24 protein-coding genes, 2 pseudogenes and 1 riboswitch are annotated in these 23,491 nt (G+C 62.3%); of the genes and pseudogenes, 11 read left to right on the forward strand and 15 right to left on the reverse strand.

Annotation, left to right across the window (positions count from 1 at the left end):
* Positions 1–27: 27 nt before the first annotated feature.
* Positions 28–1,224 (reverse strand): annotated as a pseudogene (locus tag HHL25_RS18840) (cytochrome P450).
* Between the two features lie 138 nt (positions 1,225–1,362).
* Between HHL25_RS18840 and HHL25_RS18845 the strand changes: the two are divergent.
* Entirely contained in the window at positions 1,363–2,076 is a 714-nt protein-coding gene (locus HHL25_RS18845; protein ID WP_246701894.1) for an MOSC domain-containing protein, read from the forward strand.
* 204 nt (positions 2,077–2,280) lie between these two features.
* On the opposite strand, the gene HHL25_RS18850 is transcribed toward HHL25_RS18845, so the two are convergent.
* The 4 genes from HHL25_RS18850 to metB form a co-directional block, all read right to left on the reverse strand.
* Complete coding sequence (locus tag HHL25_RS18850; protein WP_169594581.1) at positions 2,281–2,724, reverse strand: CBS domain-containing protein; 444 nt, start codon at positions 2,722–2,724, stop codon at positions 2,281–2,283.
* Positions 2,725–2,775: 51 nt separating this feature from the next.
* Positions 2,776–3,159 (reverse strand): hypothetical protein, encoded by a 384-nt coding sequence (locus tag HHL25_RS18855; RefSeq protein WP_169594583.1) that lies wholly within the window; start codon positions 3,157–3,159, stop codon positions 2,776–2,778.
* Between the two features lie 140 nt (positions 3,160–3,299).
* Positions 3,300–3,971 (reverse strand): 5-formyltetrahydrofolate cyclo-ligase, encoded by a 672-nt coding sequence (locus HHL25_RS18860; protein WP_390624526.1) that lies wholly within the window; start codon positions 3,969–3,971, stop codon positions 3,300–3,302.
* Between the two features lie 14 nt (positions 3,972–3,985).
* Positions 3,986–5,158, reverse strand: a complete 1,173-nt coding sequence (gene metB, locus HHL25_RS18865; RefSeq protein ID WP_169594587.1) for a cystathionine gamma-synthase — start codon at positions 5,156–5,158, stop codon at positions 3,986–3,988.
* Positions 5,159–5,275: 117 nt separating this feature from the next.
* Here metB and HHL25_RS18870 point away from each other — a divergent pair, with 117 nt between their 5' ends.
* Positions 5,276–6,118: a LysR family transcriptional regulator gene (locus HHL25_RS18870; protein ID WP_169594589.1), complete on the forward strand. Its 843-nt coding sequence runs from the start codon at positions 5,276–5,278 to the stop codon at positions 6,116–6,118.
* Positions 6,119–6,147: 29 nt separating this feature from the next.
* On the opposite strand, the gene HHL25_RS18875 is transcribed toward HHL25_RS18870, so the two are convergent.
* The 3 genes from HHL25_RS18875 to HHL25_RS18885 all read right to left on the reverse strand — a co-directional run bounded on the left by HHL25_RS18875 (position 6,148) and on the right by HHL25_RS18885 (position 8,634).
* A complete protein-coding gene (locus tag HHL25_RS18875; RefSeq protein ID WP_169594590.1) occupies positions 6,148–7,230 on the reverse strand; it encodes a tellurite resistance/C4-dicarboxylate transporter family protein in 1,083 nt (360 codons plus the stop codon).
* Between the two features lie 462 nt (positions 7,231–7,692).
* Positions 7,693–8,040, reverse strand: coding sequence for a DUF488 domain-containing protein (locus tag HHL25_RS18880; protein WP_169594592.1), 348 nt, complete (start codon positions 8,038–8,040; stop codon positions 7,693–7,695).
* A 3-nt stretch (positions 8,041–8,043) separates the two neighbouring features.
* Positions 8,044–8,634: a carbonic anhydrase gene (locus HHL25_RS18885; RefSeq protein WP_169594594.1), complete on the reverse strand. Its 591-nt coding sequence runs from the start codon at positions 8,632–8,634 to the stop codon at positions 8,044–8,046.
* Positions 8,635–8,871: 237 nt separating this feature from the next.
* On the opposite strand from HHL25_RS18885, the gene HHL25_RS18890 reads away from it, so the two are divergent.
* From HHL25_RS18890 to HHL25_RS18920, 7 genes are read left to right on the forward strand one after another with little or no spacing between them, the layout of a single operon-like run.
* Positions 8,872–9,342, forward strand: coding sequence for an RrF2 family transcriptional regulator (locus HHL25_RS18890; RefSeq protein WP_169594596.1), 471 nt, complete (start codon positions 8,872–8,874; stop codon positions 9,340–9,342).
* Complete coding sequence (gene ccoN / locus HHL25_RS18895; RefSeq protein ID WP_169594598.1) at positions 9,336–10,994, forward strand: cytochrome-c oxidase, cbb3-type subunit I; 1,659 nt, start codon at positions 9,336–9,338, stop codon at positions 10,992–10,994. Before HHL25_RS18890 ends, ccoN begins: the two co-directional genes overlap by 7 nt.
* Before the next feature lie 2 nt (positions 10,995–10,996).
* Positions 10,997–11,731 carry a cytochrome-c oxidase, cbb3-type subunit II gene (ccoO, locus tag HHL25_RS18900; protein WP_169594600.1) on the forward strand — a complete coding sequence of 245 codons (735 nt, stop codon included), beginning with the start codon at positions 10,997–10,999 and terminating at the stop codon, positions 11,729–11,731.
* Position 11,732: 1 nt separating this feature from the next.
* Positions 11,733–11,903 carry a cbb3-type cytochrome c oxidase subunit 3 gene (locus HHL25_RS18905; RefSeq protein WP_169594602.1) on the forward strand — a complete coding sequence of 57 codons (171 nt, stop codon included), beginning with the start codon at positions 11,733–11,735 and terminating at the stop codon, positions 11,901–11,903.
* A 2-nt stretch (positions 11,904–11,905) separates the two neighbouring features.
* Positions 11,906–12,784, forward strand: coding sequence for a cytochrome-c oxidase, cbb3-type subunit III (ccoP, locus tag HHL25_RS18910; protein WP_169594604.1), 879 nt, complete (start codon positions 11,906–11,908; stop codon positions 12,782–12,784).
* Positions 12,781–12,990 carry a hypothetical protein gene (locus HHL25_RS18915; protein WP_169594606.1) on the forward strand — a complete coding sequence of 70 codons (210 nt, stop codon included), beginning with the start codon at positions 12,781–12,783 and terminating at the stop codon, positions 12,988–12,990. The genes ccoP and HHL25_RS18915 overlap by 4 nt, the downstream gene beginning before the upstream one ends.
* Before the next feature lie 16 nt (positions 12,991–13,006).
* The gene (locus tag HHL25_RS18920) at positions 13,007–13,792 is read left to right on the forward strand and encodes a DUF2189 domain-containing protein (RefSeq protein WP_169594608.1); all 786 of its coding nucleotides are present in this window, start codon (positions 13,007–13,009) and stop codon (positions 13,790–13,792) included.
* A gap of 37 nt (positions 13,793–13,829) precedes the next feature.
* Here the strand turns inward: HHL25_RS18920 and HHL25_RS18925 are convergent, their stop codons facing one another.
* The 5 genes from HHL25_RS18925 to HHL25_RS18945 all read right to left on the reverse strand — a co-directional run bounded on the left by HHL25_RS18925 (position 13,830) and on the right by HHL25_RS18945 (position 20,070).
* The gene (locus tag HHL25_RS18925) at positions 13,830–15,203 is read right to left on the reverse strand and encodes an ATP-binding protein (protein WP_169594610.1); all 1,374 of its coding nucleotides are present in this window, start codon (positions 15,201–15,203) and stop codon (positions 13,830–13,832) included.
* A complete protein-coding gene (locus HHL25_RS18930; RefSeq protein ID WP_169594612.1) occupies positions 15,200–15,862 on the reverse strand; it encodes a response regulator in 663 nt (220 codons plus the stop codon). The genes HHL25_RS18925 and HHL25_RS18930 overlap by 4 nt, the downstream gene beginning before the upstream one ends.
* Before the next feature lie 122 nt (positions 15,863–15,984).
* Positions 15,985–16,458: a hypothetical protein gene (locus HHL25_RS18935; RefSeq protein WP_169594614.1), complete on the reverse strand. Its 474-nt coding sequence runs from the start codon at positions 16,456–16,458 to the stop codon at positions 15,985–15,987.
* 364 nt (positions 16,459–16,822) lie between these two features.
* Positions 16,823–18,352 carry a class I adenylate-forming enzyme family protein gene (locus HHL25_RS18940; protein ID WP_169594616.1) on the reverse strand — a complete coding sequence of 510 codons (1,530 nt, stop codon included), beginning with the start codon at positions 18,350–18,352 and terminating at the stop codon, positions 16,823–16,825.
* A gap of 71 nt (positions 18,353–18,423) precedes the next feature.
* The gene (locus HHL25_RS18945) at positions 18,424–20,070 is read right to left on the reverse strand and encodes an isovaleryl-CoA dehydrogenase (protein WP_169594618.1); all 1,647 of its coding nucleotides are present in this window, start codon (positions 20,068–20,070) and stop codon (positions 18,424–18,426) included.
* A gap of 62 nt (positions 20,071–20,132) precedes the next feature.
* On the opposite strand from HHL25_RS18945, the gene HHL25_RS18950 reads away from it, so the two are divergent.
* Complete coding sequence (locus HHL25_RS18950; RefSeq protein WP_246701895.1) at positions 20,133–20,978, forward strand: PaaX family transcriptional regulator C-terminal domain-containing protein; 846 nt, start codon at positions 20,133–20,135, stop codon at positions 20,976–20,978.
* Positions 20,979–21,091: 113 nt separating this feature from the next.
* On the opposite strand, the pseudogene HHL25_RS18955 reads toward HHL25_RS18950, so the two are convergent.
* Positions 21,092–21,364, reverse strand: a pseudogene (locus HHL25_RS18955) (DUF1419 domain-containing protein); the annotation flags it as partial.
* Positions 21,365–21,588: 224 nt separating this feature from the next.
* Positions 21,589–22,047 (reverse strand): DUF3991 and toprim domain-containing protein, encoded by a 459-nt coding sequence (locus tag HHL25_RS18960; RefSeq protein ID WP_390624527.1) that lies wholly within the window; start codon positions 22,045–22,047, stop codon positions 21,589–21,591.
* Between the two features lie 160 nt (positions 22,048–22,207).
* Positions 22,208–22,337: riboswitch (cobalamin riboswitch) on the forward strand.
* Between the two features lie 81 nt (positions 22,338–22,418).
* On the opposite strand from HHL25_RS18960, the gene cobT reads away from it, so the two are divergent.
* Entirely contained in the window at positions 22,419–23,471 is a 1,053-nt protein-coding gene (cobT, locus tag HHL25_RS18965; RefSeq protein WP_169594620.1) for a nicotinate-nucleotide--dimethylbenzimidazole phosphoribosyltransferase, read from the forward strand.
* The last annotated feature ends 20 nt before the right edge of the window (positions 23,472–23,491 follow it).

Below are 23,491 nucleotides of genomic sequence, written 5' to 3' on the forward strand. Positions count from 1 at the left end.
TTCCCATCTCCTCTTCGTCGCAAGCCCCTAAATGTCGACCTGCAGGAAAACTGACGCGAAGCCGCTTGCGGGATAGACGGCTGGCAATGGCTCGGCTCCCGTCACCAGCGAAAAGGGCCCGATCGTATCAAGCAGTTCATTGATCATCACTTTCAGCTGCATTCTCGCCAGGGCAGCGCCCGGGCAAATGTGGATGCCCGCGCCGTAGAGCAGGTTTGGCATCTGGTCGCGGTCGGGACGATACGCATCAGCAGCCTCGAAGGCTTCGGCGTCTCGGTTGGCCGATGCCCAGATCACTGTCATCCTTTCCCCAGCCTCGATCCGACGCCCGCCTATCTCCACGGACCGCACTGCCGTTCGCCGATTGGATATCAGCGGTCCGTGCAGACGCAGGATTTCCTCGATCGCCGGCGAAAGGCCTGACCGGTCGAGGCGTAGCCGCCTCTGGATCTCGGGATTCTCGGCAAGAAAATGCACGATGATGCCGACGCAGGCCGCAATCGTACCCAACTCCCCCACCGTCCAGTTGCGCAAGATGCTGACGATTTCGCCGTGACCGAGCTGCTTGCCGTCCACCGTCTGGCGAACGAGGCTGGTGGTGATGTCGTCCGGCGCGGCGTCACCGGCCTCTTCTCGCCATTGGAGCTGGGAGCGGATATGCCCGTCGAACTCGAGCGCAATGGCGGCCATGGCGTCAGTATCACGGGCAAGCGTCGCTTTTCGATTCTTGCGCACCCATTGAAGCAATGGCTCATGCAGCGACGTCGGCCAGCCGAGAAAACTGCACTGGATTCTGACGGCATAGGGCTCGGCAAGGCAGGCCATGACTTCGAAGGACGGGGCATTGCTGAGCGCCTTGAGAAGATCGCCGGCGATCTGTCGACACTCGGGCTCGAAGGCCTCGACCCGTTCCTGGGTGAAATAGGGATCGATCATCCGTCGATAGACGGTGTGTTGCGGCGGATCCATGCCGTTGGGCACCGCCGGGTGCCGTCAGACAATATTGCTGAACGTCTCGTGATCGGTGAGAACCCGCAGAATGTCGGCGTGGCGGAAAAGGGACCACCCGAGATAGTCGCTGTAGGCAACCGGACAGGTTTGGCGCATATGATCATAGGCCCGGATCTGGTCGTTCTGGACCTCGCCGCTACGGGGATCCCAGTCAGGGCAGCGCTCTGCCAAGCTTGCGTCCACGTCCGATTTCTTCCCATTTGCCGAGAGCATATGTCCTATTTCCCCTTCCACAGGCTAGCGGCTACAATGCAGCACTCGGGAGCAGGGTCTTTGTCTTCACGCAAAGAACTCAAATGCCGGTTCCTGCAATAATCGACTGTGTGTTCACAAATGACCGGAGGGACTGAATTGCCCGACCAGATAAGGCAGTTTGCGATTGCTGAAGTCAGATTAGGTCGGGCGAAGCCCTTTGGTCCGGGTACGGCACGGTCGGCGATTGACAAACACCCCGTCACAACCTCGCTTCTGGCCACTGCACTTGGCCTGGAGGGTGACGAACAGGCAGATCTTCGCCACCACGGCGGTGCGGATAAGGCAATCCATGCCTATAGCGCGGAGCATTATCCGAAATGGGCGCATGATCTTCCCGAAGCCGCAACGCAATTCCGAACCGGCGGCTTCGGAGAGAACCTGGTGGTCGAAGGCGCAACCGAAGCTGACCTTTGCCTGGGAGATCGATGGCGGGTTGGAAACGCATTGTTGGAAGTCTCCCAAGGCAGGCAGCCGTGCTGGAAGTTGAATATCCGCTTTGACGTGCCCGACATGGCACGTCGGGTACAGGCGACCGGTCGCTCCGGTTGGTATTTCCGTGTGATAGAACCGGGCCACATCAAGGCGGGCGACCATGCTTCACTTGAAGAGCGTCCCGCACCTGACTGGCCTCTGACGAGGGTCACCGAGCTATTCTACAAGGACAGGCTCAATCGTCCGGCTCTTATCGCTTTCGTCGCCCTTCCCGGGCTACCGGAAAGCTGGCGCACGCTGGCCGAGCGCCGTCTGCGAAGCGGTGAGGTGGAAAACTGGGATAGCCGCCTGAACGCGCCGAGGGAAGCGCTTGCCTGAACAGCCGCAGACATGTCCTGCCGAACAGCCACGATCACGATATCGCCGGCACCATTGATCCTTGCGCGGCACTGAAGGCCAACACCAGGCAATGGAATCTGGCGGCGACCAAGACGGCCAGATAAGCATTCGGACGCGGCTATATGGCCGGCTCCGATCTGGGAGTGAGTTCGGCGTCGAAACCGGTTACGCGGCTCATATTCCCTATCTATAACCGACGCCCATCACGTAATCATGAAGCATCTTCTCTTCATGTTCGACATCTTGCAGCAGCGACTGAAGCACATCTCTCGCATTGGCAACACCGATCGGGGCCGACTGCTGATCCAGGACCGGAACGTTCTTCAAGCCACGCACCTTGAGTGCAGACCATACCTCGCTCAACAGGTCACTTGGTCGGCAAGACACAATGTCCGTCGTCATCACCTGGGTCGCCGGCATTGAGCAACTGCATCCAGTGCAATAGCTGATCCTGCTGACCACGTCGGTCTTTGTGATTACCCCGACGGCCTTGCCGCTGCCATCGCATACGACAACGAGATTGAACTGCGGGCCGTTCAACAGTCTGGCGGCGTCTATCAGCAGGGCGTTGTCCGCGACGGTAGCGAGCCGTCGCTGCGCTACCTCCAGTATGCCTTCGACTCTCATTGCACCCTCCCTTCTTCCGGTTTCACGGATTTCAGCCAGAGAAGCTCCTGCCTACCCTTGCGCATAGCGCAACAGCAGATCGAACTGCAAAAACAGCAGGATGAACGCGGTGTTCAACCCCCAAGCCACATTCAACCACCTGACCATGGTGGCCCAGAAGGGAGAAGCAATGTCCGCGCAGCGCCAGATCGCAACGAGAACCCAGGGCGTATAGAATCCGAACGCAAGGATAAGGGTTTGCTGAACCCATATCTGGTCGAGGTAGAGGGCGATCACATACAGCATTGCGAGCTCTGCGCTCACGAAAACGCCATAGACCCAGAAGACCCCGGCCAAGGACATCTCTCCCCGCCAGGCCTTGCGCTCCGGGAGGAGATGGCGCTCGATGAACAGCTCGCTGATGGGACCCAAAATCCTGGCCTCTCTCGTCTGCATCCGGACTTGTTGAACTAGCGAGCCGGGTGTTGTTCGCCGGAGCAACATCTTGATCAGCCGGTCGCGTCATCGGTCTGATCCGCGCCAATCTTCGCATCGCGAGAACGGGTGGCAATCGCACGATCGAAAAGATCGAACGGTTAGCGCCGCGCTATTGCGGCCTCTGTCACGACCAGATCCATCGGGATGTCATGCTCTTGCGGATAGATTGTCGAAAGCTTCGCCGCACTATAGCCGACGCCGATGACCTTGGGCCTGGGCTGCATCGCAGCAAGCGTTCGATCGAAATAACCGCCGCCATAGCCCAGCCGATAACACCCATGATCGAACCCAACGACCGGCGCGATCACCACGTCCAGAATGCAGAGTTGCTTTTCAGCCGGGACCGGGATGCCCCAGATCCCTCGCGACAATGGCTGTCCGGCCTGCCACAAATGAAATTCCAGAGGCCGTCCTTTTTCCACCACCACGGGCAACGCGGTGCTGCCGCCCAACCGGGCGATCTCCTCCATCAGCGGGCGAAGGTCCGGCTCCCCCCGGAACGGCCAATAGGCGCTGACGATGCGACCCTCTACATCACCGATCTCGGCCAGGACACGGGCGGCGATCGCTTCCCCCGCCGCAATGCGAACCTCGGCGGGGACAGAAAGTCGCCCCGCGATCAGGCGCTCACGCTCCTTCGTGCGCCAAGGTTTGATATCGGCCCACGTGGTCATGTCCGATGGAGCGGCCAATCCCGCGTAAACGGGGTCGATCTCGTGCAGAAAGCAGGCCGGTGAAGCGAAGGAGCGTGTAGCATCATCGTCAACCATCAAGCGCCCTCCGATCAGCCGTCTATCGCCTGCAGGCCGGCTTCGAGGCCCGCCAGAAGGTCATCGATGTGTTCCAGACCGACCGAAAGCCGCAGAAGCCCGTCGCCAATGCCGGCATTGGCCCGTGCCTGCGGCCCCATGTCGGCATGGGTCATCGTCGCCGGGTGGGCAACCAGGCTCTCGACACCGCCGAGAGATTCGGCGAGCGTGAAAGCGCGCACCGCCGCCACAAAGCGCCGCACGGCGGGAACGCCGCCAGCAAGCTCGAAGCTCATCATTGCGCCAAAGCCGCGCTGCTGCCGACAAGCCAGAGCATGGTCCGGATGATCGGCGAGACCTGGATAGTGCACGCGGGCGACCGCGGGATGGCCTCGCAGCCGTTCTGCGACCGCCATGGCATTGCGTTCCTGCCCTGCCATGCGCGCAAAGAGTGTTCGAAGGCCTCGCAACGTCAGCCAGCAATCGAAGGGTGCCGCGATCGCGCCGGTCACGTTGGCCCAATGCTTGAGCTTTTTCGCCTCCTCCGGGTCTGCGGCGATGACGGCGCCGGCGATCACGTCGGAGTGGCCGTTGAGGAATTTCGTCGTCGAGTGCAGCACATAATCGGCGCCGAGCGAAAGCGGTTGCTGCAACGCAGGAGACAGGAAGGTATTGTCAACCACCACCCGCGCGCCTGCATTCTTCGCAAGCGTCGACAGCGCCGCGATATCGACAACCCGAAGGAGAGGGTTGCTGGGTGTCTCGATCAGCACCAGCGCCGGGTGGTCGCGGAGTTGCCCCTCGAAGACCTCCGTGTCGGACTGGTCGACCAGCGCGAGCCGGATCTGGCCAAGCTCGGCCCGCGCCTTCAGGAGCCGCATCGTTCCGCCATAGCAATCGTGCGGGGCGAGAACCAGGCTGCCGGCCGGGAGGCGGCCTATGAGAAGATCAAGCGCCGCCATGCCGCTCGGTGTCATCACCGCACCGGCGCCACCTTCCAGCCTGGCGATCGCCTCGGCCACGAGGTCCCGGGTGGGATTGCCGACCCGGCCATAATCGTAGGCACGGGGCGCATCGAAACCGGCAAATTCGTAGGTGCTGGAAAGGTAGAGCGGCGGCGCAACCGCGCCAAAGGCGGTATCGCTGGCAACGCCATATGCCGCGGCGACGGTTTCCGGGTGGAATTCAGCCGGCGTTCGCTCGGACATTCTTGGCTCTCCTCATGTTGCAGTCGCAAAAATGGCCGGATTGATTAATTGTGACAAATGAAATTTATTGCTGTTTATCCGCAATTTTCTTGCAGTCATTCTGGTGGACGGCAGCTGATGGACCACGCAATCGCTCGAACATTCCTCGAAGTGGTGAAAGCTGGCAGCTTCGTCGGCGCCGCGGAGGCACTCAACATTTCGCAGACGGCGGTGAGCGCGCGCATCCGCGTGCTGGAGGAGCAACTGGAGCGCCCCGTCTTCGTGCGCAACAAGGCCGGCGCCAGGCTAACGCCGGCCGGCGAGAAATTCCTCCCCTTCGCCTCGAGCCTGGTGCGGGTCTGGGAAACGGCTCGCAATGTCGTGGCGCTGCCGCCCGGCCGGTCCCTGCTGGTCAGCCTGGGCGCCGAGCTCAGCCTGTGGAGCCCGCTGCTCTCACGCTGGCTGCTCTGGATGCACCGGGAATGCCCGGAGATTGCGGTGCGCACCACGATCGACACTGGTGAACATCTGCTGGCGCAAATGCAGGAAGGCGGGCTCGATGCCGCCGTCATCTACGGCGCCCAGCGACGACCCGGACTGGTCGCCGAACTGCTGTTCGAGGAGCGCCTGGTATTTGCCCGAACGCCGGCGCACACAGGTTCAAATGAGATCATCGGAATAGACTGGGGTGCCGATTTCGCCGCGAGCCTCCGTGCCACATTTCCCGAGAACGCAAGCCCGGCCGTCTCGATCGGCTACGGCCCGCTCGCCCTCGACTACATCCTTGCAATCGGCGGCGCCGGCTACTTTCGAGAGGGATTTATCCGGCCCTACCTGGAGGATGGCCGGCTGCAAATCGTGCCTAACAGCCCAACCTTTGCCTATCCCGCCTATCTGGTCTTGTCCGAGAAGACGGATCCGGCCCTTGTTCTGCGCCTACGGGAGGGCTTGCGCGCGGCAGCAGCTGGAGCGCGACCCTAGCCGTTCGCAAGCCGCAGAGGCTCCGGAGACTAGCAACGAAAGAGCGACCGGCCGATACGTCGCAACAGTCCACCCATGCCAAGGAGCCATACAGCCAGCGCAACAAAAACCAGCACCCTCGGAACCGGATCGAGGAACCCGTAACCCATGGCGCGGCCGAACTGGTAGGTGCTCGTGCAGTACATGCCCATTGGGAACACCATTCCCCACACCGCAGGTTCGTAGGTGAACCGGTCCTTCATCCAGATATAGCGCCAAGCCATTAGTGCAAAGAGGAAGGGGATCCACCAGCTCGCGACAGCCCAGAAGAAGAAGGTAAAACCTTTCAGGAACGGCAAGAGCGGGGTGATCATCGGCCATGTTTCACCGCGAAGGACCAGAATGGAGCCGGCCAGAGCCGTGATCGCCACAGCGCCCATGTTGATCCAATAGGGCGGACTGAAGTCCTCGCGACTAAGCGATATGAAAGTGAGACGGTAGAAGATCAGCGGGATGATCGCGAGATAGAGCATGCACCCGATCAGGAACATGGTGAGGACCTGGAACTGAATGAGCTCCGCCGGTGCCCCTGCAACATCGATTACGCCCCTCAGAACGACCACGGACTGGGTGGAAACCGCGGCGATCAGCCAGGCGCCGTTGATGCCGCGTGCAAGTGTCGGCTTACCTTTTCGCACCGTGACGGCCGTGAAGAAGGTGTACATAACGACGAACCACAAAAGCAGTCCGAACCACCACAGCACGGTCGCGATCCCGGTCGCGCCGACGACGATCATGTTCTGCGTTCCCAGAACACACGTGCTGGCCACGATCGTGAAGAAACCGGGCGCTCTCTGGTGGTCCGAAATATCACGCAGCAGCAGGTCGCGAAACCGCAACGCTCGAACGAGCGTCAACGCCCAGAGTACTGGATAGGCAATCCAGTTGACCGTCACCAGCGCGAGCGCAAGGCCGTGCATCCCCAGGAGATGGCAGGCGATGGAAACCACGCCGGTCGCCATGACCAATGCGAAATAGCCAGGAAACAGCGTGGCTGCCGCTTCGAGGATCGGATGCTGCGGGACGCTTGTCGCAACGCTGCGGCGAGCCTCCTCCGTCCGGTGTCTATCCATGTCCATATTGCACCAGCAGATCGATTTGTAAAAAGTGCAGAATAATAAGGTATTGACCACAAACCATGGTCAGCCGTCCGGCCATCGTCCCCCAGAACGCGTCGGCGAGCGACGGTTTCGCTCAGCATACCCCTTCCCGTGACAATAATCCCGGCAAAATCGCGCGTTTGGGGCCAACCTCCTTCGCAATGACCCGGATGACCAGCCCGTCGATGCCCTTGCTTGTTTGTCTTGACTGGAGTGGGCGGCACCTCTCCTTGAGTTGCTGGAAACAACTGAGACCAGCAGGCGTGCGGTCAAGGCGTCTGTCCTGCGTGTCTTACCTGGAGGATGGCCGGTTGCAGATCGTGCCCAACAGCCCAACCTTTGCCTACCCGCCTATCTGGTCTTGTCCGAGAAGACGGATCCGGCCCTTGTTCTGCGGCTGCGGGAAAGCTTGCGCGCGGCAGCAGCTGGATCACGTTAAGACGGATCGGACAACAGCTCGGCAAGAACGACGGCCTGGTTGAGCTTTCGGTCTCGCGCGCCGTAGAGCAAGGTGACGGTTCTGGTCGCGCTCCGTTCTCTCAGGTCGTTGACGGCCGCGTTGCCTTTCAGCTCCAGAAGGTAGCGCTCCCTGAACTGCGCCCACCGCTCCGGCTTGTGGCCGAACCATCGGCGCAGGCCCGTCGACGGAGCGACATCCTTCATCCATTCATCCAGTTTGGCCTGCTCTTTCGTACAGCCGCGCGGCCAGACGCGGTCGACGAGAATGCGGTCGCCATCTTCAGCTTCCGGGTCGTCATAGATCCGTTTGATCCGCACAGGCATTGTCTAGCCTCCCTGGCTTACCGTGCAACCGAGGTTCGAAAGCAATCCGTCCTGCAGGCCGTAGATCCAGCCGTGAATGGACACCTCCTTGCCCGAGGCCCAGGCCGTTTGCAAAGTCGGGGTTCGGGCAAGGCGCTCCACCTGTGCGGCAACTGAAGCCTCGCAGAGACGATCGAGTTCCGGCTCGCTCCAGCATTCGCGGCACTCAAACTGACTGCGCGCCAATTCACGGACTGGTTGCAGCCAGTGGTCTATCAGCCCGAAGGACCGGCCGCTGACCGCAGCCCGAATACCGCCGCAGCCGTAGTGCCCGCAAACGATGATATGCTTCACGCCCAGCTGGTGCACCGCATATTCAACCACGGAAAGCATGTTGAGATCGGTCGGGTGAATGAGGTTGGCGACGTTGCGATGCACGAACACTTCCCCCGGCTCCAGCCCCGCGATCACATTCGCCGGCACACGGCTGTCGGAGCAGCCGATCCAAAGATATTCCGGCTCCTGCAAGGTTGCCAGGCGCTCGAAATAGTCTGCCTTTTCGGCCTTGCGCTCGCTGGACCAAGCCTTGTTCCGGGTGAAGAGCTCTTTGATCATGGCTATCTCCGCTTCCTGGGGTTCTGCAGGCCTCTCGATCAATAGTTGGCTTTTGTCAACTCAGCGGCCTGTCACAGCACCGGCAATGAGCCCTCGCCGGACGCCTCCTCCCGGCAACTTGGCCCTCGGTGAGGACCTGCGACATTTTTACATCTTCAAGCGAGATCATAATGGAGTCAAAGTGGCATTTAATATACCTCTTTATTTTAAGCCTTTGACCAGTTGCAGGGATCTCGCATGCGAATGACGCTTCACACCGACTATGCACTGCGAATGCTGATCTATCTGGCAACGCGATCAGACGGGGTCTGCACGGTCAACGACGTCGCCGAGGCCTATCAGCTGCCCCGCAACCACCTTCTCAAGGTGGCCCAGACGCTGCGCGACCTCGGTTTTGTCGAAACGACCCGCGGCCGGGCGGGCGGTATCCGATTGGCGAAGCCACCAGCGGCGATTGGCGTGGGCGCACTGGTCCGCGCGACCGAGGAGGAGTTCTCACTCGCCGAATGCATGCAGGCTCAAGGTCGGCCCTGCGCCATTTCGCCGGCCTGCAATCTCAAGGGCATGCTGCACGAGGCGCTCGCTGCCTTCCTGGCGGTCCTCGACAAATACACGCTCGCCGACATCGTGAAGAACCGGACCATCCTTGGCTCGTTTCTCGGGATCGGCGGCCCCGTCAAATTGGAAGAAGGAACGCAACCATGGTGACAGGATTGACGCTGGCCGAGCGCCAGCTTGCGCTGGTCGTGCTGGGTATTCTGGCGCTCGCCGGCCTTGCGATGGCGGTCGCCGGCCGCGGCGATCCGCTGGCCGTACATGGCTACATCGTGCTTTTCTTCAGCCTGGGTCTCGGCTTTTTCGTGCTTTCGGCCGTCTTTGCACCGGAACCGCCGGAAAGTCGTCATGCCGAATACTATGACGACCCCACGCGCGTCGGCATCATCCTGGCGCTCGCATGGGCTGTCGTCGGCATGTTTGTCGGGGTATGGGTGGCATCATTGCTGGCCTGGCCGGAATTGACCTTCGTGGACTCGGCCTGGGCAAGCTTCGGACGGCTCCGGCCGGTCCACACCAGTGGAGTGATCTTCGGCTTCGGCGGTAATGCGCTGATCGCAACCTCGTTCCATGTTCTCCAGCGCACCTGTCGCGCCCGGCTTCCGGATCAGTTCAGTCCCTGGTTCGTGCTGATCGGCTACAACCTCTTCTGCCTCGTCGCCGCCACCGGGTACCTGATGGGCATGACGCAATCCAAGGAATATGCCGAGCCGGAATGGTACGTCGACATCTGGCTGGTGGTCGTGTGGGTGGTCTATTTCGTGACTTACATCCGCACGCTCCAGCGCCGCAAGGAGCCGCATATCTATGTGGCCAATTGGTACTACCTGGCGTTCATTCTCGTCGTTGCCGTGCTGCACATCGTCAACAATCTTGCCATTCCCGTAACCCTCGGTCACGCCAAGAGCTACTCGCTGTTTGCCGGTGTGCAGGACGCAATGACGCAATGGTGGTACGGTCACAATGCCGTCGCCTTCTTCCTGACCGCGGGCTTCCTCGGCATGATGTATTACTACCTGCCGAAGCGCGCCGAGCGGCCGATCTTCTCCTATCGGCTCTCCATCATCAGCTTCTGGGGCATCACATTCATGTACATGTGGGCCGGTGCGCACCACCTGCACTACACGGCCCTTCCGCATTGGGTGCAAACACTCGCGATGACGTTCTCCATCGTGCTGCTGGTTCCCTCCTGGGCATCCGCCGGCAATGCGCTCGCGACCCTCAACGGCGCCTGGCACCGGGTGCGCGACGACGCGACCCTGCGCTTCATGATGGTCGCCGCCGTGTTCTACGGCCTTTCCACCTTCGAGGGCTCGTTCATGGCGATCCGTGCCGTCAACTCGCTCTCCCACTACACCGACTGGACCGTGGGCCACGTTCATGCCGGAGCCCTTGGCTGGGTCGCCATGATCACCTTCGGCTCTTTCTACGCCCTGGTGCCGTGGATGTGGAAACAGGAGCGGATGTATTCGCCCAGGCTCGTCGAGTTGCACTTCTGGCTCGCGCTCGCCGGCACCGTTGTCTACGTCTTTGCCATGTGGAACTCCGGCGTCATCCAGGGTCTGATGTGGCGAACCTATAACGACAGCGGAACCCTCGCCTATTCGTTCATCGACAGCCTGGTCGCCATGCACCCCTACTACATCGCCCGCGCTTTCGGGGGGCTGCTTTTCCTGGCGGGTGCCGTCGTCTGCTCGTTCAATGTCGCCATGACCATCCGCATGGCCCGCAATGCGCGCAAGGCCGAAGTCGGTAGCGATGTGCCTCTGGGCGGCAGAACCGGCGCGGTTCAGGCAGGAGAGTGATCATGAAGGAATTCTTCCACCGCAAGATCGAACGCAATGCCATCGGCTTCGTGTTGGCGATCATCGGCGTGGCATCCATTGGCGGCTTCGTCGAAATCGCTCCGCTGTTCACCATCCACGAGACGGTCGAAGAGGCGCCCGACATGCGCCTTTATACGCCGCTGGAGCTTGCCGGTCGCAATCTTTACATCCGCGAGGGTTGCTACGCCTGCCATTCGCAGATGATCCGCACGCTTCGCGACGAAGTGGAGCGCTACGGCCCCTTCTCGCTTGCGGTGGAATCGAAATACGACCACCCGATGCTGTGGGGCTCCAAGCGCACCGGACCGGACCTTGCCCGCCTCGGCGGCAAGTATTCCGACGCCTGGCACGTCGCCCATCTCGTCAATCCGCGTGACGTCGTGCCGGAATCGGTGATGCCGCGCTACGGATGGCTGAACAAGAATGCGCTCCGGGTTGACGATCTCGGCGAACATCTGAGCGCTCAACGCGCCGTCGGCGTCCCGTATACGGACGCGATGATCGACAACGCGACCGCCGACGCCCGCGGCCAGGCCGCGCCCGACAGCCCCGAATCGTCCGGCGTCACGGAGCGCTACGGCGAGGCAACCAATGTGCGCGCCTTCGACGGAAATCAGCGTGCACTGACCGAGATGGACGCGCTGGTTGCCTATCTGCAGATCGTCGGTCAGCTGACGCAAGCTGCTCGACAGGAAACCGCAGCGAAGGAGGAGTGACGTGGAGATCGACCACAACAGTGTCGTCGCCTTTGCCAAGAGCTGGGGGCTTTTCTACCTCGTCGCAATGGCGCTCGGCGTCGTGATTTACGCGCTCTGGCCCGGCAACCGAAAGCGCTTCGACCGCGCAAAGACAAGCATTCTCGACAAAGACGATCGGCCCGGAGATTGAGCATGGCCGAGGAAAGACACGATCCCGCCACCGGGCGCAGCACTACGGGACACGAGTGGAACGGCATCGAGGAGCTTGAAACGCCGATCCCGCGTGTGGTGCTGTTCTTCCTTGCCGCAACCACGCTGATTGCCATCGGCTACTGGATCCTCATGCCGGCTTGGCCCATAGGCGTGACCTACACCAAGGGCCTGCTCGGTCTCGACCAGCGCGCCATCGTGACGAAGCAGGTCGAAGACGCGGCAGCCGCCCGGGCTTCCTGGACCGACCGCATTGCCGAGGCGAGCCTCGAGGAGATCGCTGCCGATCCGGACCTGATGCAGCGCGTGCGCGAAACGGGCCGCACGCTCTTCATCGACAATTGCGCCGCCTGTCACGGCACGCGAGGCACGGGTGGCCCCGGTTTCCCGAACCTTGCCGCCAAGGCCTGGCTTTGGGGCGGAGAGCCTGAAACGATCCTCGAGACGATCCGCGTCGGCATCAACTCCACCCATGCGGAGACGCGTGTCTCGCAGATGATGGCCTTCGGCCGGGACGGGACACTCGAGCGAGAGCAGGTCCGCGCTGTTGCGGCTTACGTTCGCTCTCTTTCCGACCTGCCGATGAGCGCTGACCACAAAGCCCTGATCGAAACCGGCAAGGAGGTCTTTTCGGCCAATTGCGCCGCCTGCCACGGAGAGGACGCACGTGGCAGCACCGACATGGGCGCACCGAACCTGACCGACAAGACCTGGATCTACGGCGGCGATGCGCAGACCGTCTTCGATACCATCTATTCCGGAAGACAGGGCCTGATGCCAACCTGGGAAGGGCGGCTCTCTGCGGTCGATATGAAATTGCTGGCACTTTATGTCGGCACGCTCGGAGAGGAGGCCAAGTGAGTACGACGATGGAAAAGACCAACCTGCGGAAAGGCCTCAACTGGCGGGTCGTGTCCTGGCTGCTTGCGGGCATGACTGCGCTCACGGTTATCGGCGCGAATGTCCATCTCGTCCACGTCGCAACGGGCAGCCAGCCCGAATGCGTCAATCACCTGAAGGCGGAAGGTCGCGACGGCACCTATCGCGCCGCGGCATCGTCCTGCTGAGAGGAGCAAGGTCACAATGAGAACGACCGAGAAATCCGGCGATACGAACATACCTCTGGCCGAACGGCGTCGACGTCACTTGCCCGCCAGCGCGGCCTTCGGCTGGCTTTCCGCCGGTTGGCGCGACCTCTGGCACAATCCGCTGCCGAGCCTGCTTTACGGGCTTGCCGTCTTCCTGCTCTCGCTCGCCGTCGTCTGGTTCCTCTTTCGCCTCCAGCTCGACTACATCCTGTTTCCGGCGCTTGCCGGCTTCATGGTGGTGGGGCCACTGGTCGCGATCGGGCTCTATCGCAAGAGCCGGGACATTGAAGAGGGTATTCGGCCAAGCCTCTCACGCATGATCCTGGTAAAGGCTGCATCCGGCGCCCAGGTCTGGTTTACGGGTGCGATCCTCTGCCTGCTGATGCTGGTCTGGATGCGCGCGGCGGTGATAATCTATGCACTTTTCATGGGCTTGAGACCGTTTCCAGGGCTGGACCGCATCGTGGCAATTCTCTTCACCACGACCGAGGGCTGGGGCATGATCATCGTCGGCACGGCGGTCGGTGGGCTCTTCGCCGCCTTCTCCTTCGCCGTCAGCACCTTTGCCATCCCGATGCTCCTTGCGGAAAGAACGGACGCCTTCACAGCCATGGGCACCAGTATCTCGCTCGTCTTCCGCAACCTGCCGGTCATGCTGGCCTGGGGCGCGATCGTGCTTGCGCTGACCGTCATCGGCATCGCGACGGGGTTCCTCGGCCTCATCGTCATCTTCCCGCTGCTCGGCCACGGCACCTGGCACAGCTACAAGGCGATCCGATGACCAGCGGGTACCGGATCACCCAGAGGCCGCCATCGGATCAGGCATGGGGGTCCGGACTGTTCTGACTGCTTGCGCTGCGCATCTTCCACAATGGCAGAGAAACGTCGGCAATCAGTCCCGACCCATCGGCTCGTTCTGCGAGCACAAAGCTTCCACGATGGCTTTCGACGATCTCCGCAACGATTGCCAATTCCAGGCCGCTTCCGGAGGTGCCGCTGCCGCCAGCCCGGACGAAGCGATGCAGGACCCGTGCGCGCAGCTCCGGTGGAATGCCGGGCCCCGAATCCTCGACACGCAGGAGCAAATTCCCCTCGCTTCTTGCGAGGCGAACAGACACCCAGGCCCCCTCGGGAATGTAACGCAACGCATTGTCGACGAGGTTCCGCAACATCGCCGCGAGAAGATCGGCATTGCCGCCGACCCTTGCATCGAGGCCCGGCTCCACCTCCAGCCCCAGATCGATATTGCGCGCGACGGCCTGCGGCGCCATGAGTGCGATCGTCTCGCGTGCGAGTTCCGCCAGATCGACCGGCTGTGCCTCTTCTTCTATGGCGTCATGCTCGACCCTTGCCAGCGCCAGGAGTTGTTCGACGACGCGGGTGCCACGCTCGACGCCGACGAGGACATCCGAGATCGCCTGATTGCGTTCGGCGGCATCCTTGGCGTGACTTGCCACCTGCGCATGCGCGCGTATCGCCGCAAGCGGCGTGCGCAGTTCATGCGCGGCGTCCGCGGCAAAGCGGCGGTCCCGTTCGCGGGCAAGCGCGATCCGCTCGAAGAGGCCGTTGAGCGCGCCCACCAGCGGCAGAACCTCGGTCGGCGCAGATTGCGGACTGAGTGGCGAAAGATCTGCCGGCGACCGCTGCTTCACGCCTGCCGTCAGTCGCTCGAGAGGTCCAAGCCCCCATCGCACCAGACCCCAGATGAGGGCGGCGAGCAACGGTGCGGCAATCCATACAGGGTGAAGCATATGGGCCGCGACGCGAGCGGCAAAACTCGTGCGCACCTCCTGTCGAACTGCCACCTCGACCCAGGTGCCGGTCGCGTTCGACGCGCCATAGACGCGCCAGCCCTCGCCCTTGTCGATGACGTCGCGATATCCGGCCCGCCATTCCTCAACCGAAGGGTTGAAATCGCCTGAGCGTCCGGATACGGCGGCCGGGGTCAGGATGCGGTAGGAAAGGCGCTGATCCGGCTGGCGTTCCCGCAGCAGGTCGGCAGGCAGCGCATCCGCTGGCAGTTGTCCCACGAGCCCGAGTACTATCTCGGCGGATTGCTGCAGGTGTTCATCAGTCACCTCGTCAATCAGGCTTCTCGTATCGAAATAGGTAAAATAGGCTGTCGCGAGCCAGGCCGTAACCATGCTTCCGCAGAGCGATAGGACGAGACGGCGGCGCAGCGAACCGGTCATGGCTGGGCCGGTACGATGTAACCCACGCCGCGCAGGGTTCGGATGACATCCGGAAAGAGCTTGCGGCGCAGGTTGTGCACATGCACTTCGACGGCATTGCTGTCGATTTCCTCACCCCAGCCATAGAGTTGTTCCTCCAACTGGCTTCGGCTCAGCACCCGTCCGGCATGCATCATCAAGCCCTGCAGCACCGCGAATTCACGGTTCGAAAGGGTAACAGGCACTCCGTCCAGCGTTACGCTATGGGAGGCAGGATCAAGGGTGACACGACCACTGTGGAGGACCGGCACCGCTTCGCCCCTGGAGCGACGCAGCAGTGCCCGCAGCCGAGCCTGCAATTCCTCCAGATCGAAAGGCTTGATCATGTAATCGTCGCTTCCCGCATCCAGACCCGATACGCGCTCGGCAATCGTGTCGCGTGCGGTCAGCACCAGAACCGGCGTCTTGTCTCCCGCGGCACGCCTGTGCTTCAGGAGGCTGATCCCATCCATGCCGGGCAGGCCGAGGTCCAGCACGACGGCATCATAGGTCGTGGTCGCAAGCGCGGAATCGGCATCTTCGCCATCACGCACCCAATCCACCGCAAAGCCCGACTGGCCCAGTCCCGCAACTAGGCCACGACCCAACAATGTGTCGTCCTCGACCAGCAGAAGTCTCATCGCAGCCGCCCATCGGCAATCTTGGGAACGCAGGGAATACACGCCCGGCGAAGCCGCCGGGCAGGTATCATGTCAGTCTGGCATCTTCGGTGAGCAGGAACAATCCCGCGCAAACCGCCGGTCTACTCGAGCGGCTGCCAGTTGGCGTGTTCGAAATGGGTGCCGTAGGCGTTCAGTGCCTCGACGACCAACACTGCCCCGGCGCGCGGATCGGTCTCGCCCTCGAGCCCAGACACACCATCGAGCACATGGCCGAGCACGATGTGGAATTGCTCGTCCACCTCCGGAGTGAGCTTGCAGTTCTCGACCATGAAATCGACCTGCGTCTGGACTTCCCCGGCAAGCGCCTTGTAGTCCGACAAGGGCAGCGTGCCGTCGTGGATAGCGGAAAGCCGTGTGGCGAGCGCACCGCGGATGGCGTCCATGCCCTTCAGCATGTTTTCATCGCCTTGCCACTTCGCCTGGCCATTAAGCGTCAGTTCGATTGCGGCACCCTGGTGCTCTTCATGGCCTGCCGTCTCTGCCCAGGAGACGCCGGTCGAGAGACCAAGACCGAGGACGAGAACAGGAAAAATAAGGCTTCTACGGATGTGCATTTTCGTCATTCCCTTTCAAGACGAGAGGAATTTCTCTTCGCCCGGTGGGATTAGCCTCCCCACCTTATGGCTCGCTTAAGTGCCGAAAGAAAATTGAACAGCAAGATCGACGATACGCCCTCGACGCAGGAGCGTAGATCACAATTGATACCTCACCCACTTTGGGCAATCCAAACGCCCAACCGATCGTAACTGCCTGGCGATGACCGCACAGGAGTCTCAGGCTTGTGAGCGTGGTTGCAGCTCTCCTTCGGTCGACCCATCAGACGCGAAATGAACCGCTCCGAGTTTACCGGAGGATGTTTGGTTCAAGTCATTGAGGCCGGCCCGGGAAACCGGATCGACCAATTTTTGTTATACTCCGTCAGACATTTACCACCAATTCGGCGACCATCTTTCGCAGTTCAGGTTTGAGAATCTTGCCGATGCCACTGCGCGGCAGGGCGTCGAGAAAGATCACAGCCTTGGGGCATTTGAAGTGGGCAAGGTGGCTACGGCAATCGTCGATGATGTCCTGTTCGGCAACAGCGACGTCCGACTTGCGCACGGCGAAGGCGACCGGCACTTCGCCCCAACGCGCATCGGGCCGGCCGACGACCGAGACCTCGGCAATACCGCCATGGGCAAGGATGATCGCTTCAACCTCGACCGGGTAGATGTTCTCGCCGCCACTGATGATCAGATCCTTCAGGCGGTCGACCAGATAGAGGAAGCCTTCATCATCGAGATAGCCGACATCGCCAGTGGCGAACCAGCCGTCGCGCAGGGCGGAGTTGGTGGCGTTGGGGTTGTTCCAGTAACCGGCGAAGACTACCGCCCCCTGGCACATGACTTCTCCTGCGACCCCGCGCGGCACCGGCTTACCGGTCTCGATGTCGACAATCCTCACGCGATTGAGGAAAGCGGGTTTTCCATGCGAGGTGCCCTTCGACGCATCCATTCCGGCCTTCCAGAAGGAAAGTGCTCCGGTGACTTCGGTGAGACCGTAGACCTGCTGGATGCTGACGCCCATTGCCGCCCAGGCCTCGATCAATGGCTTCGGTACGACCGAGGCGCCACAGGTGATATTGACAAGGCTCGAAGCGTCGGCTTCGACCCTCGGCGCGATCGCCAGCAACGCGTTCAGCATCGCCGGCACCGACATCATGGTGGTGATCTTCTCGTGCCGGATGACACCCCACACCGCGACGGGATCGAAATCCGGCAGGAAATAGACGGTGGAGCCCTTCTGCACGCTGGTGGTGAGCGGCATCAGCCCGCCGATGTGGAAGATCGGCGCCACCAGCAGAAAGCGATGGCTGTCGTACCAGTCAATGGTGCTCGATGTGCCATGGCCGGCGGCGAGGAAATTGTCATGGGTCAACATAGCCCCCTTCGGCTTGCCGGTGGTGCCGGAGGTATACATGATGATGGCGGTGTCGCCGCCTCGGCGCACGGCCGGAGGTCCAGGCGGCAGGCTTTCATCGGCCACGATGCCGGCATAATCCGGGTCTGTGGCCGAGACTCCGTTGCAGATGAAAATCTCAAGCCCGGTGCGGTGGCGCAATTCCTCCACAATCGGGGCAAAGGCGGCGTCATAAAACAGGGCCCGGGCGCCGCTGTCGTTGAGGATATAGACGAGTTCCTCCACCTGCAGGCGCCAGTTCAGGACGACAGCGATGCCATCAGCCTTGGCGGCGGCGAAGATGGTGGTGGCAAGGGCTTCGGTGTTCTTGCCGCACACGGCGATCCGGTCGCCGGGCTGAAGACCCGCTTGCCGCAGCCACGAGGCAAGCCGCTCGCAGCGCCGGTCGACCTCGGCATAGCAGTAGCGATAGTCCGGGCCGATGAAGCCTTCGTGGCGTGGGGCCAGATAGGCCCGGTGTGCGAGCATTTCGCCGAGATTATAGGTCAAGCGACTCCTCCCAAAGCGTCAAGACTGGATGTGAATGAAGGGGTCGTCGTCCGCAGACGACGGCCTCAGGATCAGGCCGCCACGCTGGCGCGATCGATCAACCGCGCAACCGGCGCATCGGGGCCGAGCGTACCAAAGGCAAGCCCGTGCTCGCCTCCCAGCCGCGAGCGGCCGAAACAAGCCGCAATCGGCGCCTCGGCCGATTTGATCAGGATCGAGGCCTGCAACATCAGCGCCGTGCGTTCGACGATGAAGCGGCTGCGATATTCGACCGTTTCCATGTCGTCGAAGGCATGGCCCAGACGGGCGAGTTCGGCGTCGTAATGCTTGTCCTGACCTCTGGCGCTGGCCAGTTCGGCAAACAGCGCGTCTCGCGAGGCGGGCTCCTTGCGCAGTGCACGCAGCACGTCCAGGCACTGCACATTGCCGCTGCCTTCCCAGATCGAATTGAGCGGAGCCTGCCGGTAGAGCCGCGGCATCATGGTCTCTTCCACATAGCCGATGCCGCCCAGGCACTCCTGTGCCTCATTGACCTGCGATGGTGTACGCTTGCAGATCCAGTATTTGCCGATCGCGGTGGCGATGCGGGCAAAGGCGGCTTCGTTCTCGTCGTGGCCTGAAGAATCGATGGCACGGGCGATGCGCATGGTCAGCGCGATGGCCGCCTCGCTTTCCAGCGCAAGATCGGCGAGCACATTGCGCATCAGTGGCTGGTCTATCAGGTGTCTGCCGAAGGTCTGGCGCTGGCGGGTGTGATTGAGGGCCTGCACTGTCGCCTGGCGCATTTGCGAGGACGAGCCAATCATGCAGTCGAGCCTCGTCAGCGCAACCATCTCGATGATGGTGGCAACGCCGCGCCCTTCGCCGCCGACCAGTTCGCCGAAAGCGCCCTGGAACTCGACTTCGGAGGAGGCGTTGGCCCAGTCGCCGAGCTTGTCCTTCAGCCGCTGTACTTCGACTGCATTGCGGCTGCCGTCGGGACGGAAGCGCGGCACGAGGAAGCAGCTCAGGCCCGCTTCAGTCTGGGCGAGCACCAGATGCGCATCGCACATGGGTGCGGAGAAGAACCACTTGTGGCCGACCAGTTCATAGCTGCCGTCCGGCTGACGGATAGCCCGGGTGGTATTGGAGCGCACGTCCGAGCCGCCCTGCTTTTCCGTCATGCCCATGCCAATGGTGCAACCGGTCTTGTGCTCCATCGGCAGGCTGCGCGGATCGTATTGGGTGGAAATGAGTTTCGGGATCCATTTTTCGGCAAGCACCGGGGCGTGGCGCAGTGCCGGAATGGCCGCATAGGTCATCGACATCGGGCAGCCGATACCGGCTTCCGCCTGCGAGCCGATATACATCACCGCCGCGCGCGCCACATGGGCGCCTTCCCGGTTGGCGTTGCGCCAGGCAAAGCCGTTCATGCCATATTCCATCGCCGCGCTCATCAGCGCGTGATAGGCCGGGTGGAATTCCACTTCGTCGATGCGGTGGCCGTAGCGGTCGAAGCTTCGTAGCTTCGGCTTGTTCTCGTTGGCGGCAAAACCAAGGTCGATCAGGTCGCCGCCGGCACGCGCGCCATACTCGCCCAGATGCTCGCCCGCCCAGGCCGCCCCCTCGCGCGTCACCGCCTCCCGCAGCGCGGTATCCGTCGCCCAGACATTGTAGTTCTTCAGCGGTTCCGGCTGATTTTGCACTTCGTGGGTCGAGAATTGGCTGGTAAGTGACATTTTTCCTCCTCGTGCCGGCTGCCGCCTTGTGCGGTGGGGCACATGCCACGAGAACATTACGTATGACGTCAAAAATTGTCAAACGGAGTAATTTTGAAGATTCGCCGACTGTGACGACGGAGATGCCCAATGCGCGGCGGCTCGTTCTCAACCTGCTGGGCGCCGCCGAAAGTGGCCGGCTAACCGTTGGGGAAGCGCTCGCAGCCTGCGCTTTGTTCGACATTTCGGAGAACAGCGTCCGTGTCACGCTGGCACGTCTGGCGCAGGCCGGATTGGTGGAGCTCGCCGAGCGGGGCGTCTACCAGCTGGGGCCGGAACGGCGGCGGATCCAGGATGAGATCGCAGGCTGGCGAGGGATCGAAGAACGGCTGATCGTCTGGACAGGCCAGTGGATTGCCGCCTCGACCGGTGGGCTGCCACGCAGTGATCGCAAGCAGCTTCGAGCGCGCGAGCGCGCATTGTCGATGATGGGCATGCGTGAGCTGGACCACGGGCTCTATATCCGCCCCGACAATCTGGCCGGCGGAGCGGAAGACGTGCGGCAGCGATTGACGGCGCTTGGCCTCATCGAGGCGGCGGCGGTGTTCCGCGCAACCGACTTCGACAGCGCACGAGAAAAGCAGGCGCATCGCCTTTGGGAAGGGGCCGCTCTGGTCGAGGGCTATCGACAGGGAGAAGAGCGCCTGGAAGCCTGGCGCAGGAGCGCGGGCGGCTTGCCTCTTGATATCGCCGCCCGCGAGAGCTTCCTGCTGGGCGACGCGGCGATCCGCCAGATCGTATTCGACCCTATGCTGCCGGCGCCGCTGGTGGACGAGGCGGCGCGCCATCTGTTTGTCGAGGCTGTGAAGCGGTTTGACGACGAAGGCCGGAGAATCTGGATGACTTTTCTCGGAAAGGTCGGTGACTGATCATCCCTGCGGTCGCGGGACGCGACCCTGGCGCAAGCGGACCGGGGCGCGGCTTTGCCGTGACGAGTAGGTCGGCCAGCCGGAATAAGGATGCGCGCTCGTAGAGGATTATGCCCATCGATCCTCAGGGCGAAGAAGATGGAGGTGATCGTACCGGTCAGGAATTCGCGCATGGCGAACATCTCACCCCGCATCCAGAGCGGCGGCAGGTTCTCGAACATGTAATCGTGCGCGGCCTCCGATATCTCGAACCATTCGCCGCGATAGAGCGCGCTGTCGTCGCCCTCCCATCGGTTCGGGCGCTGGGCATGGCGGTCGAACATGCGGAACATCTGCCGGCGATCGGCGATGCCCTGATAGACCTTGCGTATTGCAGAGAGGGTCATGGGCGGGGCTCCTTGTGGCTTCGTCGGACCGAAGCGCGGCTCATCCCTCGCGGACAGCCATCTTCTCTTCAGCCCTTCCTGACCCCTCCCCCGCGGCCGCCTCTCCGTCCGGCCGGGTCAAGGGCAGGCGAAAGCCTGGCGAAGCTTCAGCCTTGACGCGGCCGGCGGGCATGCGGCAGGTCTCTTCTCCCTCCCCTTCTTTCCTTCTCCTTCAATACCTTTGCCTACCAGGCATCGTTCCAGTCCTCGGCCGGCGGCGTGAGGCGGAACCAGTCGCAACCCGCCTGATCGGCGATGTCACGCAGACGACCGGCGAACGTCTCGCCCCGGCTGTTGGCATCGGTGGCGGCAACGAGCTCAGCGCCCGGTCGCCCGACAAGAGCACGAAACGCTGCCTCGGTCGTCGGAGACCAGCCACCGCCCGTGCTGAGATAGAGGCTCCCCTCCCGCAAGCCCTCGAAGGCTGCAAGGCTCATGGCGCCGATCGCGGCTTCGGTGACGCAGAGCCGGAAAGCCTCGGTCGAGCCGAGACGAAAAAGAACCTTGGTGCCACCTGTCGAAAAACCGCGCCAGTCGGGGCCGCGTTCTTCCCAGCCAGTGACCGAACCGCTGTCATCGACGTGGGCTGCCCACTGCCATATCTTGATCGCGATCCCAGTAATTCGCTCATGAACATAAATCACCGTGCAAGCCTGAAGAAACCGATATTTCCTCCCTTGTCATTTGCGCCAGAACAAACAGATGACCGTCTCGTTGTTGATGACCCCGTCGTCGAGATCGTTCGACCGAGCGCGGCCGATTGCGGACGTCGCGGTACGCCGCTAGCTTGTCCGGGCAACAAACGGAACCCGGTGGAAATCCGGGGCGGTCCCGCCGCTGTAACCAGATACGAGTGTCAGGAGGCATAGTCCGCCACTGTCCGTCAGACGGATGGGAAGGTGCCTGCACCCGGCCAGGCTGGAAGCCAGAAGACGAGTTGCTCCAGATTGAAACCGCCCGATGGCAAAGGGCGGGGCAATGGCCATTGCGCCCCGGTGTCACGTGGAGGACCCGTATGACCGATATGACTGACCTGCCTGCCGCGCAGGCGGAGAGACCGCGCTTTGACAGCATGACCGCCCTTCGCGGTTCGCTGCGCCACCTTCCCGAAGGCGATGAGGATACCGGACGCGCGGCCGCCGCGCGCGAGGCGATGTTGACGAAACCGCCCGGCAGTCTCGGCCGGCTTGAAGAGATCGTGGCCTGGCTCGCCCGCTGGCAGGGGATCTACCCACCGCGGATGGACAGGCCGCAGGTTTGTGTCTTTGCCGGCAATCACGGGATCGCGCAGGCCGGCGTGTCCGCCTATCCGCCGGTTGTCACCGAACAGATGGTGAGGAACTTCGAACGGGGTGGCGCCGCGATCAACCAGCTCAGCGTCGCGCTGGGCGCGCGCCTGGCCGTCGTGCCGATCGAGCTCTCCCGACCCGTCGCGAATTTTCTTGACGGGCCCGCCATGGATGAAGGGGAATTCGTCGACGCCTTCAACATCGGAATGGCGGCGGTTCGACCGGGATCGAGCCTTCTGTGCCCTGGAGAAATGGGCATTGGCAACACCACGGCGGCGGCGGCGATCTGCCATGCGCTTCTGGGAGGTTCGCCGATCGAGTGGTGCGGTCGAGGCTCGGGGATCGAGACGGAGGGCGTGGCACGCAAGGCGGAGGTCATCCGCCTCGGCGTGACGCGCCACCGCGCCGACATCGGCGACGGACTGGACGCGCTTCGCATTCTCGGCGGGCGCGAGATCGTCGCGATGGCCGGCTCCATCCTCGCCGCGCGCCTGCAGCGCATCCCCGTCATGCTGGACGGCTTCATCTGCACCGCCGCGGCACTGGCCCTTCATGCCTCGGCGCCGGGCGCGCTGGCGCACTGCATGGTCGGCCATGTCTCGATGGAACCGGGCCATCAAAGGCTTCTCGCCCATCTCGAAAAGCGGCCGCTGCTGAGCCTTGATCTACGCCTTGGAGAAGGAACCGGTGGCGTCATTGCCGCGATCCTCGCCCGAACGGCCCTGCAATGCCACCTCGGCATGGCGACCTTCGAAGAAGCCGGCGTCTCGACGAGCTGATCGGCCAACGGCTTGGGCCG

Origin of the sequence: Rhizobium terricola, from assembly GCF_012927355.1 — a bacterium.
GTDB lineage: Bacteria > Pseudomonadota > Alphaproteobacteria > Rhizobiales > Rhizobiaceae > Allorhizobium > Allorhizobium terricola.

Excerpts from the sequence above, each read along its gene's own strand:
- HHL25_RS18850 (WP_169594581.1), bottom strand. The coding sequence starts at position 2,724 with ATGAGAGTCGAAGGCATACTGGAGGTAGCGCAGCGACGGCTCGCTACC.
- HHL25_RS18855 (WP_169594583.1), bottom strand. The coding sequence starts at position 3,159 with ATGCAGACGAGAGAGGCCAGGATTTTGGGTCCCATCAGCGAGCTGTTC.
- HHL25_RS18860 (WP_390624526.1), bottom strand. The coding sequence starts at position 3,971 with ATGGTTGACGATGATGCTACACGCTCCTTCGCTTCACCGGCCTGCTTT.
- metB (WP_169594587.1), bottom strand. The coding sequence starts at position 5,158 with ATGTCCGAGCGAACGCCGGCTGAATTCCACCCGGAAACCGTCGCCGCG.
- HHL25_RS18870 (WP_169594589.1), top strand. The coding sequence starts at position 5,276 with ATGGACCACGCAATCGCTCGAACATTCCTCGAAGTGGTGAAAGCTGGC.
- HHL25_RS18875 (WP_169594590.1), bottom strand. The coding sequence starts at position 7,230 with ATGGATAGACACCGGACGGAGGAGGCTCGCCGCAGCGTTGCGACAAGC.
- HHL25_RS18880 (WP_169594592.1), bottom strand. The coding sequence starts at position 8,040 with ATGCCTGTGCGGATCAAACGGATCTATGACGACCCGGAAGCTGAAGAT.
- HHL25_RS18885 (WP_169594594.1), bottom strand. The coding sequence starts at position 8,634 with ATGATCAAAGAGCTCTTCACCCGGAACAAGGCTTGGTCCAGCGAGCGC.
- HHL25_RS18890 (WP_169594596.1), top strand. The coding sequence starts at position 8,872 with ATGCGAATGACGCTTCACACCGACTATGCACTGCGAATGCTGATCTAT.
- ccoN (WP_169594598.1), top strand. The coding sequence starts at position 9,336 with ATGGTGACAGGATTGACGCTGGCCGAGCGCCAGCTTGCGCTGGTCGTG.
- ccoO (WP_169594600.1), top strand. The coding sequence starts at position 10,997 with ATGAAGGAATTCTTCCACCGCAAGATCGAACGCAATGCCATCGGCTTC.
- ccoP (WP_169594604.1), top strand. The coding sequence starts at position 11,906 with ATGGCCGAGGAAAGACACGATCCCGCCACCGGGCGCAGCACTACGGGA.
- HHL25_RS18920 (WP_169594608.1), top strand. The coding sequence starts at position 13,007 with ATGAGAACGACCGAGAAATCCGGCGATACGAACATACCTCTGGCCGAA.
- HHL25_RS18925 (WP_169594610.1), bottom strand. The coding sequence starts at position 15,203 with ATGACCGGTTCGCTGCGCCGCCGTCTCGTCCTATCGCTCTGCGGAAGC.
- HHL25_RS18930 (WP_169594612.1), bottom strand. The coding sequence starts at position 15,862 with ATGAGACTTCTGCTGGTCGAGGACGACACATTGTTGGGTCGTGGCCTA.
- HHL25_RS18935 (WP_169594614.1), bottom strand. The coding sequence starts at position 16,458 with ATGCACATCCGTAGAAGCCTTATTTTTCCTGTTCTCGTCCTCGGTCTT.
- HHL25_RS18945 (WP_169594618.1), bottom strand. The coding sequence starts at position 20,070 with ATGTCACTTACCAGCCAATTCTCGACCCACGAAGTGCAAAATCAGCCG.
- HHL25_RS18950 (WP_246701895.1), top strand. The coding sequence starts at position 20,133 with ATGACGTCAAAAATTGTCAAACGGAGTAATTTTGAAGATTCGCCGACT.
- cobT (WP_169594620.1), top strand. The coding sequence starts at position 22,419 with ATGACCGATATGACTGACCTGCCTGCCGCGCAGGCGGAGAGACCGCGC.